This window comes from Okeania sp. SIO2F4 (assembly GCF_010672385.1).
Classification (GTDB): Bacteria; Cyanobacteriota; Cyanobacteriia; order Cyanobacteriales; family Microcoleaceae; genus Trichodesmium.
Window position 1 is genome coordinate 1 of sequence record NZ_JAAHGT010000118.1, and the last position, 16,025, is coordinate 16,025.

Sequence of the window (16,025 nt, forward strand, 5' to 3'; positions counted from 1 at the left end):
CCAGAGATTCTAATACTGAAACTGGCAAAAAAAACAATAAACCTCTCCAGAAAATAAACTTGCTCTTTATTTAAGACAAGCTAGAGTTGTCAAATTCACTCTCCGAAATCATTTTTCGTATCTTTTTCGTGAAAATATATTCCCTGTTAAGTGTTAAGTATTAAGTGTTCCCTACTAGCCGCAAAAAATCTATATCTTTTTCACGCCTATGTCTAATAAACTGCATATTCTGATTATTTAATAATGAGCATTTTTGCCAACTATTTTTCTCCACAAAACAAGTCACACATGAGCAATGGAAATAATCATTAGAAAAAAAGTTTTAATAGTGTCATTTGCGTATTAAAATCATAATGCTTTTCTTAGGATCAATAAAATTATCAAATTAAAAATATGGGACGTAAACTTTATGATGTTGTAATTTTTCCCTTACTTTTAGGAATGGGATTGGTCTTATCTACTGCACCTAGCAGTAAAGCTCAGAAGCAAGTATCAAATCAAATTATTGACGAAACTGCCCATATTTTAGAAAAAATAGAGGAGTACAACCCTCTCAAACAACCTTCGCCAAAATCTCAACCACTTGCCAACTCAAACCAGGAAACCACAACCACACTCAAGGAGAAAACTAACGATACTTTGGGACAAATAGAACAATATAATCAACTTGACCAACCTTCGGAAATATCTCCCTCTTTAGAAAGAGTTAACTCTGTCAATCAACTTAGTGACGTTCTCCCAACAGATTGGGCTTACAGTGCCCTCCAAGGATTAGCAGAACGTTATGGTTGTCTATTGGCCGCCCCAAATGCTACATTTGGTGGCAATAGAGCCATCAGTCGTTACGAATTTGCAGCAAATCTTAACGAATGTTTACAAGTTATTCAAAGTCTGATTGAAGAATTCAATGAAGGTTATATTTCCCAAGAAGACTTGGCAAAAAGCCAACGATTACAAGAAGATTTTGCCATCGAAATAGCCGATCTTAAATCCCGTCTCAATGCCCTAGAAACTCGGACAGATGTTCTGGAAGCTAATCAGTTTTCTACCACAACCTTACTAAAAGGGCAAGTAACCATGGCTTTGTATGACGCCTTCGGTAACGATGGTGAAGACGGTGCTACAGTTAGTGCCGATGATAGCCAAATAGGCTTTGGCCATGCCGTAACATTGAACTTCGATACCAGTTTTACAGGTTTAGACTTCCTGAGAACTAGGTTAAGTGTTGGAGACCTACCTGGAGTAAATACAGGTACCGCTATGACCTTCTTAAACGCAGGCTCTCCACCTAACGACATAGCACGACTAACAGAGGTATACTATATTTTTCCCCTCAACACGAAAATGAGTCTTTATATTGGAGCTGCTGGACTTGACTTTGATTTGATGGCTCCTGCACTTAATCCTAGACTGATTAGTGGTAATACAGGAAGTGTTGCCTTGTTCGCTGCTTACAATCCGACCATTTACATCCAAGTAGGGGGCGCTGGTTTAGGTTATAGTTATCAAATTAACGACAATTTTAGGTTAGATGTTGCTTATCTTGGAGGCGCTCCTGGTGGTGGTACTGGTAGAGTGAACGATCCGAGAGAAGGTGGTGGACTTTTTAACGGTACAAATAGCGCTTATGCTCAGTTAACAGTTTCACCAACCGTAGATTTTGATTTTTCTTTTGCTTATGTTAGAGCATATTATACGGCGGATTTAGTTAATGTAGCAGGTTTTACAGGCAGTAGAAATGCTCAACGACCTTTTGGCAGAGTAGCAACTTCAGCAGACCATTTTGGCTTCCAAACCAGCTATCGCTGGGCACCGTTTACTATTTCTGGCTGGGTTGGTTATAGTAATGCTGAAGCTGAAGCAGGCGATCGCGAAGGTGATGAAGCGGATATTTGGCATTGGGCAGTCACAGTAGCTATAGATGACTTAGTATTTGAAAATGGAAGTTTAGGTCTTTCGGTTGGTCAGCAACCGAAAGTAACAGATATTGATGGTGGAGAAGATGATCCAGATACTTCTATACAATTTCAAATTTTCTACAATTATAGAATTTCAAATAATATAGATTTAACGTCCGGTTTCTTTATTGAAACACAACCAGAGCATGACGACCGAAATGACCCAATTACAGTATTTGTAACTAGAGCTACTTGGAGATTCTAATTATTATAAAGGAGGAAAAATGAATAGCAAACTAAAAATTTTGATTGCTTCATCTCTAGCATTTTTGGCGACTATTTTTCCACAAAAAATTAGTAACGCACAAACAGAAGAAACAATTATTAGAAGAGAGTTGATCTATGTAGGAGTAAGGGAAGATTCCTATTGGTTTGGTTCTAGGGATGACAAAGGAAAAAGGGAGGGATATTGTGTGGATATTGCTTATGCTTTAGCTGAACGTCTTAGTGCTAATCAACTCGATCCGATCAGGGTAAGATTCGTCACATCAACTGTCCAGAGTCGCTGGGATATGGTAAAAAGTGGTCAGGTAGATTTAGAATGTGGTCCCAATAGTATTAGTGCTGAACGTGAAGAAAAATATGGTGTTAATTTTTCTGCACCTTTTTTTATCACAGCAACACAAGTTTTAGCTCAAAGAGGTAGGCAAGAAGAAGATGTGAATGCTGGTAAAGCGATGGTTGGTGTAGTTAGAAACACTACCAATGAAACTGACTTAAAAAGTTCTTATCCTGAAGAACAAATAGAGAATAAATTTTTAACTAGACAACAAGGTATTGAAGCTTTGGCGGATGGTGAAGTTAATGGTTTTGCTAGTGATGGAACTCTTTTGTTAGGTATAGCCATGGCAATGAACTTTGATATGGAAAAAGATTACACTTTTATTACTATTAATCAGGAAAATGGTCGTCCTTTTTGTGCGGGTTATGGATTAATACTTCCTGGAGGGGAAAAAAATTCTAGTTGGCAAAGGTATGTTAATGACTTTCTTGCTAATGATAAAAAAGCTCAAAGAATTCAAAGAAAATGGTTACTGGATGACTTAAGTGAAAATAGTCAAATGCTTTATGATGCTTGTACTCAGGAATAAGGAGTAGGGAAGTGTGGGAGTGTGGGGAGTGTGGGGAGTGTGGGGAGTGTGGGGAGTGTGGGGAGTGTGGGGAGTGTGGGGAGAAATTACAAACACCTTCACTATTACTATGCAGGAAAAACAGAAATTTTTTCTCTTAGGTGCACAGAAGTCAAAACTTGACACAAAGATATTGGCAGAGGGGAAAAAGAAAACTCCCAATAGTCAACTTTGTATTTTTGACCCAATAATTATGACTACAATCAAACAAACATTGATAGGTATTGTGGTAGCGACCTCTGTATCTGTATTGCCAAATCATTCAGTTAATGCAGCATCTCTGATTAATTTTGAACCTGTGGATGGTAAATTTCCTGATGGAAGTGTAGCTGTAGATAATATGCCAATTACAAATCAGTTCTCATCCTTGGGTGTAACTTTTGGCATTGACCGTAACTTGGATGGTTTACCCGATGCCGGACTTTTCCCCAGATTGGAGGCTGTTGGCAATTCAGATTCTGTATCAGGTTTTCAATCAAGAACAAGAACAGGAGAAGGAAGAGGATATGATATAGCTGCTCCTGGTTTTGAAGACAGGTTAGGTAGTTTTTTCCTACGAGGAGTTGGTTCACTAACCAAAGGTGAATCTCTTCTAATTTCTTACACTTTTCCAACAAATGCTGCATCGGCTGAAATTTGGGATATTGACGGTAGGCCAACAGGGTTAGGTGAACAATGGGAAGTTCAAGCACTGGGATCTGATTTATCTGTGATTGATTCTATTGTCAGTCCTATCGGCACTGCTTATACTACTCCCTTAGATAGTCTTCCCTGGCTTTGGTCTTTTGAGCGTCCCGAAAAAGATATTCATGCTATTCGCCTAGTCTATACGGGGAGTGCAAATAGTGTTGGACTTGCATTTGATAATTTTTCTCCACTGGCAGTAGAAGGTTCTGAACCTGAACCTAATACCTCAGTTCCAGAACCAACTTCTGTAATAGGTTTATTAATATTTGGTGCTGTTGCTTATCGTTTGAGGAAAGGTAAATAATATCAAACCCCTAAAGTTTAGTAGGGGCGATTCGCGAATCGTCCCTACTGGGGGTAGGATAAATATTATTCTGGTTCAAGATCGAGTAGGGTGGGTATTTATGGCTATAATTTAAGCTGTCAAAGGTATTTAGCAATTCGTCACAGGACACCATTTTAAATTTGTCAATCCACTACGGAAATTTTTTTTATTAGGTGCATAGAAGTCAAAACCTGAGACAAAGAGATTAAATGCAATTACCTTTACCGAAAAATTCAGGTATAAAGCCTCTCAATTCATGGAGAAAAAGCGGTCGAGGGATGCCGAGGAGACCTCGGCATATCCAATCGACCAAGACAGCGGTCGAGGGATGCCGAGGTCTCCTCGGCATATCCAATCGACCAAGACAGCGGTCGGAAAGCGGAGCATGACCTAGGATGGGATGGCGAGGTCTCCTCGCTAGCCTCCAATCGACCAAGAAAAGAAAAAAATTCCTTTTAACCTAACCCTTCTATTACAGAAGAGGTAATTATTAATTATTAATTATTGAACATTGGCGGTACAACTTTTCCAGGGCAAGGTCAATTCTCCAGTTTGCTAGGGGTAATAGTGCAATAGCCATATAGGTTAATTAATTTTATCGCTACTATATAATTGTCAATAAGTCAATTCATGGTTAGAGAGACTGAAGAAAATTAGTTCGTTATGGTTGGAGATATATGAGGCGATCGCTGCTTTAAACAACGAAATCATCAATATTTGCAACTTTAAAATTGTATTAGGCAATAAATTGCTACAGATTATATTTAATTTATCATATCACACAGATCGAGAAAAAAAGCTGAAAGTATTGAAATTATGTTGAGTAGTTGGAAATTTTTTTACCGTTTTTTGTCAGAGATTGATGACAAAGTTGAAAATTTTAAAATTAGAAGCTGATATTGATAATTAAAACTTTTCAAATATTGATTATGGTATTAGTCCATAGAAGTCAAAACCTGAGACAAGGAGATTAATAGAGTGAAAAAAACTCCTAATAGTCAACTTTGTCTTTTTGAGCGAATAATTATGACTACAATCAAACAAATATTGATGGGTATTCAGAATTTAGAATTTAGAATTCTGAATTTAGAAAATTGACGAGGGTGTGTTAGTTAACGGAAACTTTTTCTATTAGGTGCATAGAAGTCAAAACCTGAGACAAAGAAATTAATAGAGGGAAAAAAGAAAGAGTACAAAGCTTCTATTTTAACATCCATCTTTTTTCCTCTTCCCTATTCACTTACATCGTAATAATTCAGACATTAATAGGTGAATGCTTACCTTAAATTAGACCTCTCCAAAAATGCCAATTTTAGAAGGGCGCGGTAATAGTTTGAGAATCTTTTATGGAGATGTCTATTGATGCGCGGTTATGAGGAGAATCTAAATCTATCTCTGGACCAACTGGCACAATTCTCGTAGGATTAACTTTAGGATGACTCATGTAATAATGCCGTTTAATATGGTCAAAATTACAAGTTTCTTTTACTCCTGGATGTTGATAAATATCTTTCAGATAATTCCCCAGATTTGGATATTCCCAAATATGGCGTAAATTACACTTGAAATGAACATAATAAACCGGATCGAAACGAACCAAAGTAGTAAACATACAAATATCAGCTTCAGTTAGGCGATCGCCACACAAATAACGTTGTTTTGATAAGACATCTTCCCAATGGTCTAAAGCTGCAAATAAATCTTTTACTCCCTCATCATAAGCTAACTGAGAACTAGCAAAACCTGCTCGATAAACACCATTATTAATAGGTTGGTAAATCTTATCAATAGTTTCTTCAATCTTATCGTATAAATCTTCAGGACATAAATTTACATCATTTTTAGCAATACCACTAAACTGAGTATCAAACATCCGAATAATTTCACGGGATTCATTATTAATTATTTTGCCTGTTTGTTTATCCCAAAGTACAGGTACAGTCACCCTACCACTATAATTTGAGTCTGCCTGAAGATAAAGTTGCCAAAGATAACTATTATTATTAACAGAATCAGGAATAGACCCTGGTTCATCCGTAAATTCCCAACTATTTTGGTCAATTACAGCACCTACAACTGACAAACCAATAGCATCTTCTAACCCCTTGAGTTTCCACATAATAACAGTTCGATGTGCCCAAGGACAAGCCCAAGAAATGTATAGATGATAACGTCCTGCTTCTGCCTTAAAACCACTAGAACCATCTGCTGTAATTTTATTCCGAAAAGTGGTTTGAGGGCGAATAAATCTACCTTGAGTATCTTCTTGTTCCCGTTCAGAAACCCACTTACCATCAACTAAAACACCTAAACCCATTGTTACCCCCTAAAAAATAATCACATCATATCAATTAAGTGTCAGTTTTCCTAGACTCTTTTCTCGCCTTTAATAACTCTAGATTTTTTTTGACAATAGTGATAGCTTCTTGGTTTCCCTCTTGGAGATATAATTCTCCTGCCTGTAATAAATTTGCTACACTTTCATCATCTTGACGTAGATTCGCAAAAGCCAAACCTCGATTATGATAAGCTTCAGCAATATTAGAATTAGTCTGTATAGCTTCAGTAAACTTATTGATAGCTTGTTGATAATTTCCTACTTGAAAAGCCTCACTTCCTTGTTGAAAATTTACTGCTGCTTCTGGTGGTATTAATGAAGATATTGATATGGGTTCTGTAAATAGGACAGAAATACTTCCTTGTCCACGATAAGCATATATCATTGCACCAATACCAATGCTAGTTATTAATCCAAAAAAGATTAACCAAGTTAGAAAATTTTCGATCTCCATATAGATAATGATATAGTTCTAAGTATATTAAACTATAATAATTAAAAGTTTAATTATTAATAACTTAATATAACAATTATTACTCTTGGTAAGATACAGATTTGGGATTTTAGGGAATAGGTTATTTCAGTTATCAGTTATCAGTACCTCAATGGAATAGGGAGGCTGGAAACACTAATTTTTTTTATCCCCTTTAAAGGAGGAGGCTTTAGACCTTATTTTCTAGTAATTAGGGAAGAGAAAAAAATAAAGAACTGGGATTTTTTGAGCTAATTGAATCAAATATTGAGTCAGACTTTAACGAGACTCCAAAACTGAAAAATGCGCAAATTTTGGCAAATTTTGGTGAATTTCTTTATTGCCCTATCCCCCCATCTGCTACTCTCCCTAAATTGTTAATTTACGATACTTTGAAACAGCCCTGCCCTTTCAAAGGGGGGTTACGGGGGATGGAGAGCGCGGGTCTTCAACCAACGTTCAGATAAAGTTCTCTATAAAGATACTGAGGAAACAGGTGAACTGTAGAGACTTAAAAACAATAAGGGGACTTTGACAAAAAATGAAGTGATTTTTGCCTCAAAACCAGACTTAGAGAGGCTTTTAGCTTTAAATAGTAGAAGTTCAATATTGACAAGGGTTTCAGGCTATTTTCAGCTCTTGACCTAATTTCCCTCTCCCAGATTTGAAGTTTGACTTTTGAATTTTGACTTCCCACCCTTCCCAATAAATTACTTTTGAATTTTGACTTTTGAATTTTGACTTGCGCGTAGCGCTATAAAATGGTCGAATTTTTGGTAAAGTATCTTAACCAAAAAATTTGGTCCAAAGCCTCGCCCTAGAAGGGCGACTTTTTGGCTGACTTTGTTTCATTGACATCATCCCGACGCTGCTATACTCAAGATAGGAAGGGATTCCCTAACATCGCTGATAGGAGCTTTCTGCTGCCTATGCGCAGAGGAGCTGCGCTAACATAGCACCTGCCTCCGAGGCCGAACCTCTTTCCGGTCTAAAGGCGCGCTCCACAGACAAGACAGCGCCGCCAAAGGGGGTCTCCCCCATGAGCGACTGGCGCTGACACTGCTAGCCCAGCAGCCTTATTTTTTTTTACCATAGCATACTATTGTAAATACCGCATGGGTTGATTGGTTTTCATTTCAATAAATATGTTATCGTTCTATTAGCTTTAGACTCAGACTATGAAATCTAGATTTAAGTACCGTATATATCCAACACCGGGACAAAAATACCGATTAGCCAAGTTATTTGGCTGTGTCCGTGTTGTCTGGAACGATAGTCTAACTTGCTGTCAGGAAAAATACAAATCAGGAGAGAAAAAACCTGTTAACTCTGAGCTACAAAAACAGTTTATTACTCAAGCTAAAAAAACTGAAGATAGAGAGTGGTTATCAGAGGTTTCTGCTATACCACTACAGCAATCTTTAAACGATTTAAACCAAGCCTATCAAAACTTTTTTAATTCAACCAAAGGTAAGAGAAAGGGTAGACCTGTTAAACCTCCTAAATTTAAAACCAGAAAGTCGAAACAAACTGCAAGGTTTACAAAAGGGGGATTTAAAGTTGGTCAACATAAAGTTTATTTAGCCAAAATTGGAAAGCTTAAAATTGTTTGGTCAAGAGAATTACTTGCTGCTCCATCATCAGTAACAGTAATCAAAGATTCAGCTAATAGATATTTTCTGAGTTTTGTAGTAGAAACTTCATCAGAAGTGTTGCCTAAAACTGATAATTCAGTAGGTATAGATTTAGGAATTAAAACTTTTGCTACTTTGAGTAATGGTCAAAAAATTAATGCACCATTACCATTAAAGAAACGAATTAAGAAGTACCGAAAGTTGAGCAAGTCTTTGTCTAACAAAACTAGAGGGTCTAAACGATATGAAAGAGCTAGGCTAAAAATAGCTAAGTTCCATGCTAAATTGAAAGATACTAGAACAGATTTTCTACATAAATTATCCACTGAAATAATTCGTGAAAACCAAACAATTGTTTTAGAGGATTTGAATGTATCTGGTATGGTAAAAAAGCGGTGCGACCCCGCGACGACGAAAGTCGCAAGCGGTCAGACCCCGCGTCGCCAACAGGCGCAAGGGAATGCTGACCAAGAGAGGGAAGGCGCACCAAGAGATCACAAATTATCCAGAGCCATATCAGATTTAGGTTGGAGGCAATTTAGGACGCTGTTAGAAGGAAAGGCTGAGAAATGCGGTCGTGATTTTAGAGTAATTAGTCGTTGGGAAGCAACATCTCAAATTTGCTCTAGCTGTGGATTCAAAGGTGGGAAATTAGATTTATCAATTCGTGAGTGGGAATGTCTCAACTGTGGTATAAAACACGATCGTGATGAAAATGCAGCAATTAATATATTAGTCGCGGGCGGGCAGTCTGAGACATTAAACGGATGTGGAGGCAAGCCTAAGACTACCGCATCTGGTAGCAGCAGTCTGTGAAACGTCAACCCACCGAGGAGCTTCGGCTCGGTAGGAATCCCCGTGCCTTTAGGTTGGGGAGGATGTCAAAATCAGCAATATAACTAAGGCCATAAAATAGGATTTCAAACCATATCTGAGAAATCCAGCCTCAGCCAGAGGCCAGCCTATCAGTTATCAGTTACCAGTTATCTCGACGTTGGCCCTTGACCCGCGCTCTCCCGCAGGGGAGCTGAGAGATGGGAAAACCAATCAATGTTGCGGTTTTTCCAATAGTGTGCTATTGCAGTTAATGGCTGCTGGGCTAGCAGTGTCTAGGGGAGCCGTCGGATTGGCGACGTACTGTGGAGCGACCGTAAGACCGAAAAGAGGGAAGGGCCTTGGAGGCAGGTGCGTTAGAAGCAGAAAGCCCCTACCAGGAATGTTAGGGAATCCCGCGCTGTCACGCAAGTGCAGCGTCGGGAGGATGTCAACAGTAACACTTGCTGAAACTATAGACTTGAAATACTGAAGTTGATTTTTTTCATCCCCGATCCAAGGGGAAGTTATTGACCTTATTTGTTGGTCAAATAAATACCCTATGTGTAATACTAAAATAGTACAGTTTGTAACATCTAACAAGAGAGTTAAATATGGCAAAAGACCTCACTAAATATCGCAACTTCGGCATCTTCGCCCACGTTGACGCGGGCAAAACCACCACAACAGAAAGAATTCTGAAACTAACCGGAAAAATCCATAAAATCGGTGAGGTCCACGAAGGTGCCGCAACAACAGACTTTATGGAACAGGAGCAAGAGCGGGGTATTACGATTCAGTCCGCTGCTACAAGCTGCTTCTGGAAAGATTGCCAATTAAACATTATTGATACTCCAGGTCACGTTGACTTTACCATCGAGGTATATCGTTCTCTCAAGGTACTTGATGGTGGTGTAGGTGTATTCTGTGGCTCTGGTGGTGTGGAGCCCCAATCTGAAACTAACTGGCGTTATGCTAATGATTCTAAAGTTTCTCGGATTATCTATGTAAATAAGCTTGACCGGACAGGAGCTGATTTCTACAGAGTTGTCAAACAGGTAGAAGATATACTTGCGGCCAAGCCATTAGTAATGGTATTACCTATTGGTATTGAGAATGATTTTGTGGGAGTAGTCGATCTACTAACCCGTAAGGCTTGGGTTTGGGATGATTCTGGAGACCCAACCAAATATGAGCTTAAAGATGTTCCAGAGAATATGACCGATGATGTAGAGAAATATCGGGAAATGTTGGTTGAAACTGCTGTTGAGCAAGATGATGATGTAATGGAAAAATATCTGGAAGGAGAAGAGCCAGATATTGATACCCTGAAACGTTGTATTCGTAAGGGAACTAAGGATCTGGCTTTCTTCCCCACCTACTGTGGCTCATCTTTCAAAAATAAGGGCGTGCAGTTGGTACTTGATGCAGTTGTAGATTATCTCCCTAACCCCACTGAAATCAAACCACAACCAGAGATTGACCTAGAGGGTCACGAAACTGGTAAATTTGCCTACGTTGACCCAGAAAAGCCTCTGCGTGCTTTGGCATTCAAGATTATGGACGACAAATATGGTGCTTTGACCTTTACCCGCATATATTCGGGTACATTGTCCAAGGGTGATACAGTATTGAATACTTTTACAGGCAAAACTGAGAGAGTTGGACGTTTGGTGGAAATGCACGCCGACTCCCGCGAAGAAATTGAGTCTGCTCAAGCAGGGGACATTGTTGCTATTGTGGGGATGAAGAATGTACAAACTGGCCATACTCTGTGCGACCCCAAAGAACCTGCTACTTTGGAACCGATGGTGTTCCCTGACCCGGTAATTTCTATTGCTGTGGCAGCTAAGGACAAAGGTTCTGTGGAAAAACTGGGCATGGCATTGAGTAAAATGGTTCAGGAAGACCCATCTTTCAGAGTTGAGACGGATGCTGAAAGTAATGAAACCATCATTAAGGGTATGGGTGAATTACATTTGGATATTAAGGTTGATATTCTGAAGCGGACTTATGGGGTAGATGTGGAAGTTGGTAAGCCACAGGTAGCTTATCGTGAGTCTATTACTAAGCGCCTTGAAGATAGCTACACTCATAAAAAGCAATCTGGTGGTTCGGGTCAATTTGCTAAGATTGACTATGTGATAGAACCTTCTGAAGCAGGTGATGGTTTCCAGTTCGAGTCAAAGGTGACTGGTGGAAATGTTCCCAGAGAATTTTGGCCTGCAGTGCAAAAAGGCTTTGAGAGTAGCTTTGAAAAGGGTATGTTAGCTGGTTATCCTTGTGTGGATATGAAGTTCACATTAACGGATGGTGCTTATCACCCGGTTGACTCCTCGGCGATCGCTTTTGAAATTGCTGCGAAAGCTGCCTATCGTCAGTCTTTCTCTAAAGCTAGTCCTCAGTTACTTGAACCAATAATGAAGGTTGATGTGTTTACTCCTGACGATCATGTTGGTGATGTTATCGGAGATATTAACCGCCGTCGGGGAATGATTAAGTCTCAAGACTCAACAGCAACTGGTAGTCGTATCAAAGCAGATGTGCCATTGAGTGAGATGTTTGGTTATATTGGGGACTTGCGGACTATGACTTCTGGTAGAGGTCAGTTCTCAATGGAGTTTTCTCATTATGCACCTTGTCCTGCTAATGTGTCGGAAGTGGTAATTAAGGAAGCTAAGGAGCGTCAGGAAGCTAAATCTAAATAGGTAATTTAGAAGCATTTAGCTGTCAGCGGTTAGCCATTAGCTTTTGCTGTGGAATATAGCTGAATGTTTAAGTTAATTTGAACATATACAGGGCGGAAAATTTAAGTATTTATGCCCTGTATTTTTGTGTTTTTGACTGGAGAAAGGCTTTGTTGCATGAAAGTATATAGCTGCTGCACTTTGCTTGTGCATATGTACTTCATAAGGCGCGGAAACTGCTGTAATACCATGCATGAAAAAAGAATGTTACGAATAGTAAGGGTGATAAAAATATTTTACAGGAGATGTCCCTTTGAGCAAAAAGATGATTTACGAACTAAAAAATGGTATTGAAGCCATTCCCATACGACTCCTGACTCCTAAAAATTCCCCCAGCTATTTGTAGCAAACATTTATCAAATTGGTACAACTATTGGACAATAGATGAATTCAACATCAATACAAGACAGAAAAAGGCTGAAACTTTTACCTGTAAAGGTTTTGAGATTTAATCATCTCACCCTAACTATTGGACAATAGATGAATAGAACATCAATAATCGCGAAAGAGAGGGATATAGTAGCCGCATATCAAACGCATTTGATATGTGAACCAAAGCGGAATGGATGTTCTATCCCTACTTTTATGCAACAAAGCCCTGGAGAAATGTAGTGGGTTTTATATCATTGATAGTGACTTACCTACACAGACGCATCCGCTTTCTGTGTAGGCATAGAAATGCCTTTTAAAGACTCTCAGAACTTCCGAGCGAAACAGAAGCGGTTTTAGATTTAGCTATAACCACTTTGTTTTGACGGCGGTTTATAGTCGCGAACTTGTCCAGCCCGACTCGTTTCAGATTGATGGCAGCATTTATATCTCTATCAATTTTCAACTGTAATTCCTCATCAAAATATTCTCTGATACTGCAATCTATAAACACTATTTCCGATAGGATAAGAAAGTAATTGAGATGTATAATTTGGTTTGCATTCTACCACTCTAGCGTTAGCTTTTTCGGCTACCTGACCTAGTATTTGAAAGAATTGATTAAATGCAGCATCTAACCAAGATTTATTTAACCCAGACTTGGAAGATTGACCATTAGGTGAATACTTTCCATTTTTATCTTGTTTGATTTTATTTCTGCGAGTTAATCCTACTAGATTTAACTTTTCTATGAAAAACACTTTTTTACCTGTACGAGTTAATTTGTAAGCTGTTTTATACTGAAAATGGGCTTCTCCCGGGAGAAGCTAATTTATAGACTAAGAGAAAAAACTCCAATTATCTCTAATAAAGTGATAAACAGTAGGGACTAACTCTTCAATTGCCCAACCTAACCAACGATTTTTTCTCAAAGCAGGAACACTCCTACCTAATAATTTACTTGCCACCTTCAAAAGAATCTCAGCAATACTATCAAAGTTAGCCGATCTAACAGCACTTTTGAGTTGGTTACGGTCTTGATTATTCTGATTAATTTGCTGAAAAATATCATCAAATTCGCTCATAATTTACCTCAGTGAATTTGTTTTAATTTTAGTGATAACTGATTTATTTTTTGGTAGAAAATCAGAGAAAATGATAGAAGTTGTATCTGATGTAATTTTAGGGGGAAAATGACCGCCCTTGATGACTTATAGCAGTTTGAAAGAAGAATGAATTCTTCTTTCTTTTTTCCTCTCGCCTAGGGACGTTGCATGCAACGTCCCTACGTCACAATCATCGATCGTGTTTGTTATTAAATTCGCATTTCTGTCAAATCGAATAATTTCCGATTTCGGTTCGGATCGACTACAATAAGATTAGAATATTCTTTCGCTTTAGCAAAAGGAAGTTTATCTAATTGGTCGTTTAAAAAGTTATTGAAACGAGCGATCGCTTCTTTACCCATTTTGTTGACTATTATTAACATCAATTTGTTTAGATTAAATCGAAAAGAGGAGGAACAGGGAACAACTTGATAGTTTTGATAAAGTCGCTGAAATGCTTCTTGATGGTGGGGATATTTTGCCTGAAGTTGAGCGAAAGTATTTGCATCCATAAATCCTTGAAAAACAATACTATAGTTATCCCAAGAAAAACGTGGATCGTCTATTTTGAAGTTGCCATCATTATAGGTACGAGAAATAATTCCATTCCCATAGGGAAGCAAGAAAGTTTCTTGATAATATTGAGCTTTCTTTTCGAGGATTTCACGGGTTACTTTGCTAGGTGCAAACATTCCCCAATTTTTATCCATTTTTGCCAGCAACCAAGCGGGATGACTGATAGTATCAGCTTTGGTTAAAACAAAAGTAATTTTACTCATTAATTGGGCTTTTTTTTCGGCACTAAATGAGGCTAAAATTTTGTTTAAAGCTGCCACATCAAAAGTAACGGAACGGTTATCGGAGTGCAGACACCAGAGAACAACATCAGCTTCAAATAACTTTTGTTTATAGTCCTCAATATATCGTGCATCTGCTGATTCAGATTCCCCAATTCCTGGCAAGTCATAGAACCATAATTCACCTTTATTTCCCTTCACAACAAATTTTTCAACAGCCATAGTACAAGGTTTAACTGCATCAGTTTTTAAGTTAGTATTGAACAAAGCATTTATTAATGAGCTTTTACCAAAACCTGTTTGACCAATAACAGCCACAATAAATGGTGCATTTGCAGCTTTCACAAAACTTTCAATTGTCTGTTTTTTTAACAGTTCAATTTGTTCTGGAGACAAAGGTTGCATGAGAGTTTTCTCCTGTTTGTTTTATCTTTGATTTTCAAGGTGCGTAGAGATTTTTTGTCTCTGGATAAATCCTAGCTTGATTTATTTAATAGTGGGGTAGATAAATGTAGAAAATAATAGTCTTTTTATCTGACCGTTGCCATTAAATAAACTGTTGCTTGTTTCCAGCTTTGTTTGTTATCTCTATATTTTTAGATTAGCAATTTTACCAATGGTTAGGAATAGAAATTTGTAGACAAATGTAGATAGAAAAATAGATGCTTTTAGAGATAATTTTCCACAAAAAGTAGAGGCGTTATATAGAACGTCTCGATGATAAAATTGATTATTGCTAGTAGTGGCGTGATACACCTAAAGTTTTACAATAGTAGGGACGAGTTCCGCGTTAAATTAATTAGTCTTAACCTGAAATTAGATTAACCAGCCCCCACCCCATGGATAGAATCCACACCCATTAATTGTGTCGTTTCAGTAGTAGGACGTTTAGACTAAAATTTTGGATAAATTTGAGTAACCACTGAAGACCTCTCCCCCAACCCCTCTCCTGATGAGTGAGAGGGGAGAATATTCCTCCCCTTTCCCTGGTAGGGAAGGGGGTTGGGGGGTTAGGTTTTACACAGAATTTTAGCCTAGACGCGCTACTACATAATTTTTAAGCTGAGGGTAATAAAGCGATCGCTACTAAAGCAAATACGCCAAATAAAATACCTAAGAAAAACCATAATGTTTGGTCTCGATATTTTTTTTCGGCAATAATAGCACAAGACACACCACAACAAACCCAGGTTGCGATTAAAAATTCCATCAGATAACTCCTCGGAAAATTACTAATATTTTGCTTCAATTACTATGCTTTTAGATTAACAATTGGATGGGATAAATGTGTGTGGAATTAAAGAGAATTATATAGATAGAAAAATGTAGAGTTTTGTAGATAGCTATTGACGCTAAATGAATATATTTGTTATATTTTGCTGAAAATAACTTAACCAATACTGACAAAAAAAAGGGTCTCAAGCCTCCCCTTTCAAGGGGATAAAAAAAGTAAACTTCAGTATTTCAATCCGGATGCTTCAGCCGGAGGTACTGATAACTGGTAACTGTTAACGCAGTTCCTCCGATAGGAGGCTAACTGATAACTGAAATGACACTTATGAATAAATCTTATGAACACTGGGAAAGTCAATTTCTTGACGATATGGTGATTAAGTTTGAGTTTTCTGGCAATAATGCAGTTGCTTTTA

General features: G+C 38.1%; 11 protein-coding genes. 5 read left to right on the forward strand and 6 right to left on the reverse strand.

Annotated features, from left to right (window positions below):
* Positions 1-393: 393 nt before the first annotated feature.
* From F6K22_RS10160 to F6K22_RS10170, 3 genes are read left to right on the forward strand one after another with little or no spacing between them, the layout of a single operon-like run.
* A complete protein-coding gene (locus tag F6K22_RS10160; protein ID WP_293096662.1) occupies positions 394-2,163 on the forward strand; it encodes an iron uptake porin in 1,770 nt (589 codons plus the stop codon).
* Between the two features lie 19 nt (positions 2,164-2,182).
* The gene (locus F6K22_RS10165) at positions 2,183-3,049 is read left to right on the forward strand and encodes an amino acid ABC transporter substrate-binding protein (protein WP_293096665.1); all 867 of its coding nucleotides are present in this window, start codon (positions 2,183-2,185) and stop codon (positions 3,047-3,049) included.
* Between the two features lie 13 nt (positions 3,050-3,062).
* Entirely contained in the window at positions 3,063-4,079 is a 1,017-nt protein-coding gene (locus tag F6K22_RS10170; RefSeq protein WP_293096667.1) for a PEP-CTERM sorting domain-containing protein, read from the forward strand.
* 1,333 nt (positions 4,080-5,412) lie between these two features.
* Here the strand turns inward: F6K22_RS10170 and F6K22_RS10175 are convergent.
* Together F6K22_RS10175 and F6K22_RS10180 are read right to left on the reverse strand one after the other, a co-directional pair.
* A complete protein-coding gene (locus F6K22_RS10175; protein WP_293096669.1) occupies positions 5,413-6,417 on the reverse strand; it encodes a glutathione S-transferase family protein in 1,005 nt (334 codons plus the stop codon).
* A 34-nt stretch (positions 6,418-6,451) separates the two neighbouring features.
* Positions 6,452-6,892, reverse strand: a complete 441-nt coding sequence (locus F6K22_RS10180) for a tetratricopeptide repeat protein (protein ID WP_293096671.1) — start codon at positions 6,890-6,892, stop codon at positions 6,452-6,454.
* A gap of 1,196 nt (positions 6,893-8,088) precedes the next feature.
* On the opposite strand from F6K22_RS10180, the gene F6K22_RS10185 reads away from it, so the two are divergent.
* Entirely contained in the window at positions 8,089-9,360 is a 1,272-nt protein-coding gene (locus tag F6K22_RS10185; protein ID WP_293096674.1) for an RNA-guided endonuclease InsQ/TnpB family protein, read from the forward strand.
* Between the two features lie 611 nt (positions 9,361-9,971).
* Positions 9,972-12,065 carry an elongation factor G gene (gene fusA, locus F6K22_RS10190; RefSeq protein WP_293096677.1) on the forward strand — a complete coding sequence of 698 codons (2,094 nt, stop codon included), beginning with the start codon at positions 9,972-9,974 and terminating at the stop codon, positions 12,063-12,065.
* An 887-nt stretch (positions 12,066-12,952) separates the two neighbouring features.
* On the opposite strand, the gene F6K22_RS10195 is transcribed toward fusA, so the two are convergent.
* From F6K22_RS10195 to F6K22_RS10210, 4 genes are all read right to left on the reverse strand, one after another.
* The gene (locus tag F6K22_RS10195) at positions 12,953-13,234 is read right to left on the reverse strand and encodes a hypothetical protein (protein WP_293096680.1); all 282 of its coding nucleotides are present in this window, start codon (positions 13,232-13,234) and stop codon (positions 12,953-12,955) included.
* 78 nt (positions 13,235-13,312) lie between these two features.
* Positions 13,313-13,558, reverse strand: a complete 246-nt coding sequence (locus F6K22_RS10200) for a hypothetical protein (protein WP_293096682.1) — start codon at positions 13,556-13,558, stop codon at positions 13,313-13,315.
* A gap of 230 nt (positions 13,559-13,788) precedes the next feature.
* Entirely contained in the window at positions 13,789-14,781 is a 993-nt protein-coding gene (locus tag F6K22_RS10205) for a GTPase family protein (protein ID WP_293096686.1), read from the reverse strand.
* A 652-nt stretch (positions 14,782-15,433) separates the two neighbouring features.
* Positions 15,434-15,586, reverse strand: a complete 153-nt coding sequence (locus F6K22_RS10210) for a hypothetical protein (RefSeq protein WP_293096688.1) — start codon at positions 15,584-15,586, stop codon at positions 15,434-15,436.
* Positions 15,587-16,025 lie beyond the last annotated feature (439 nt).

What these genes read in the sequence shown, in the direction of transcription:
- F6K22_RS10160 (WP_293096662.1), top strand. Translation starts at nt 394, where the DNA reads ATGGGACGTAAACTTTATGATGTTGTAATTTTTCCCTTACTTTTAGGA.
- F6K22_RS10165 (WP_293096665.1), top strand. Translation starts at nt 2,183, where the DNA reads ATGAATAGCAAACTAAAAATTTTGATTGCTTCATCTCTAGCATTTTTG.
- F6K22_RS10175 (WP_293096669.1), bottom strand. Translation starts at nt 6,417, where the DNA reads ATGGGTTTAGGTGTTTTAGTTGATGGTAAGTGGGTTTCTGAACGGGAA.
- F6K22_RS10180 (WP_293096671.1), bottom strand. Translation starts at nt 6,892, where the DNA reads ATGGAGATCGAAAATTTTCTAACTTGGTTAATCTTTTTTGGATTAATA.
- F6K22_RS10185 (WP_293096674.1), top strand. Translation starts at nt 8,089, where the DNA reads ATGAAATCTAGATTTAAGTACCGTATATATCCAACACCGGGACAAAAA.
- fusA (WP_293096677.1), top strand. Translation starts at nt 9,972, where the DNA reads ATGGCAAAAGACCTCACTAAATATCGCAACTTCGGCATCTTCGCCCAC.
- F6K22_RS10200 (WP_293096682.1), bottom strand. Translation starts at nt 13,558, where the DNA reads ATGAGCGAATTTGATGATATTTTTCAGCAAATTAATCAGAATAATCAA.
- F6K22_RS10205 (WP_293096686.1), bottom strand. Translation starts at nt 14,781, where the DNA reads ATGCAACCTTTGTCTCCAGAACAAATTGAACTGTTAAAAAAACAGACA.
- F6K22_RS10210 (WP_293096688.1), bottom strand. Translation starts at nt 15,586, where the DNA reads ATGGAATTTTTAATCGCAACCTGGGTTTGTTGTGGTGTGTCTTGTGCT.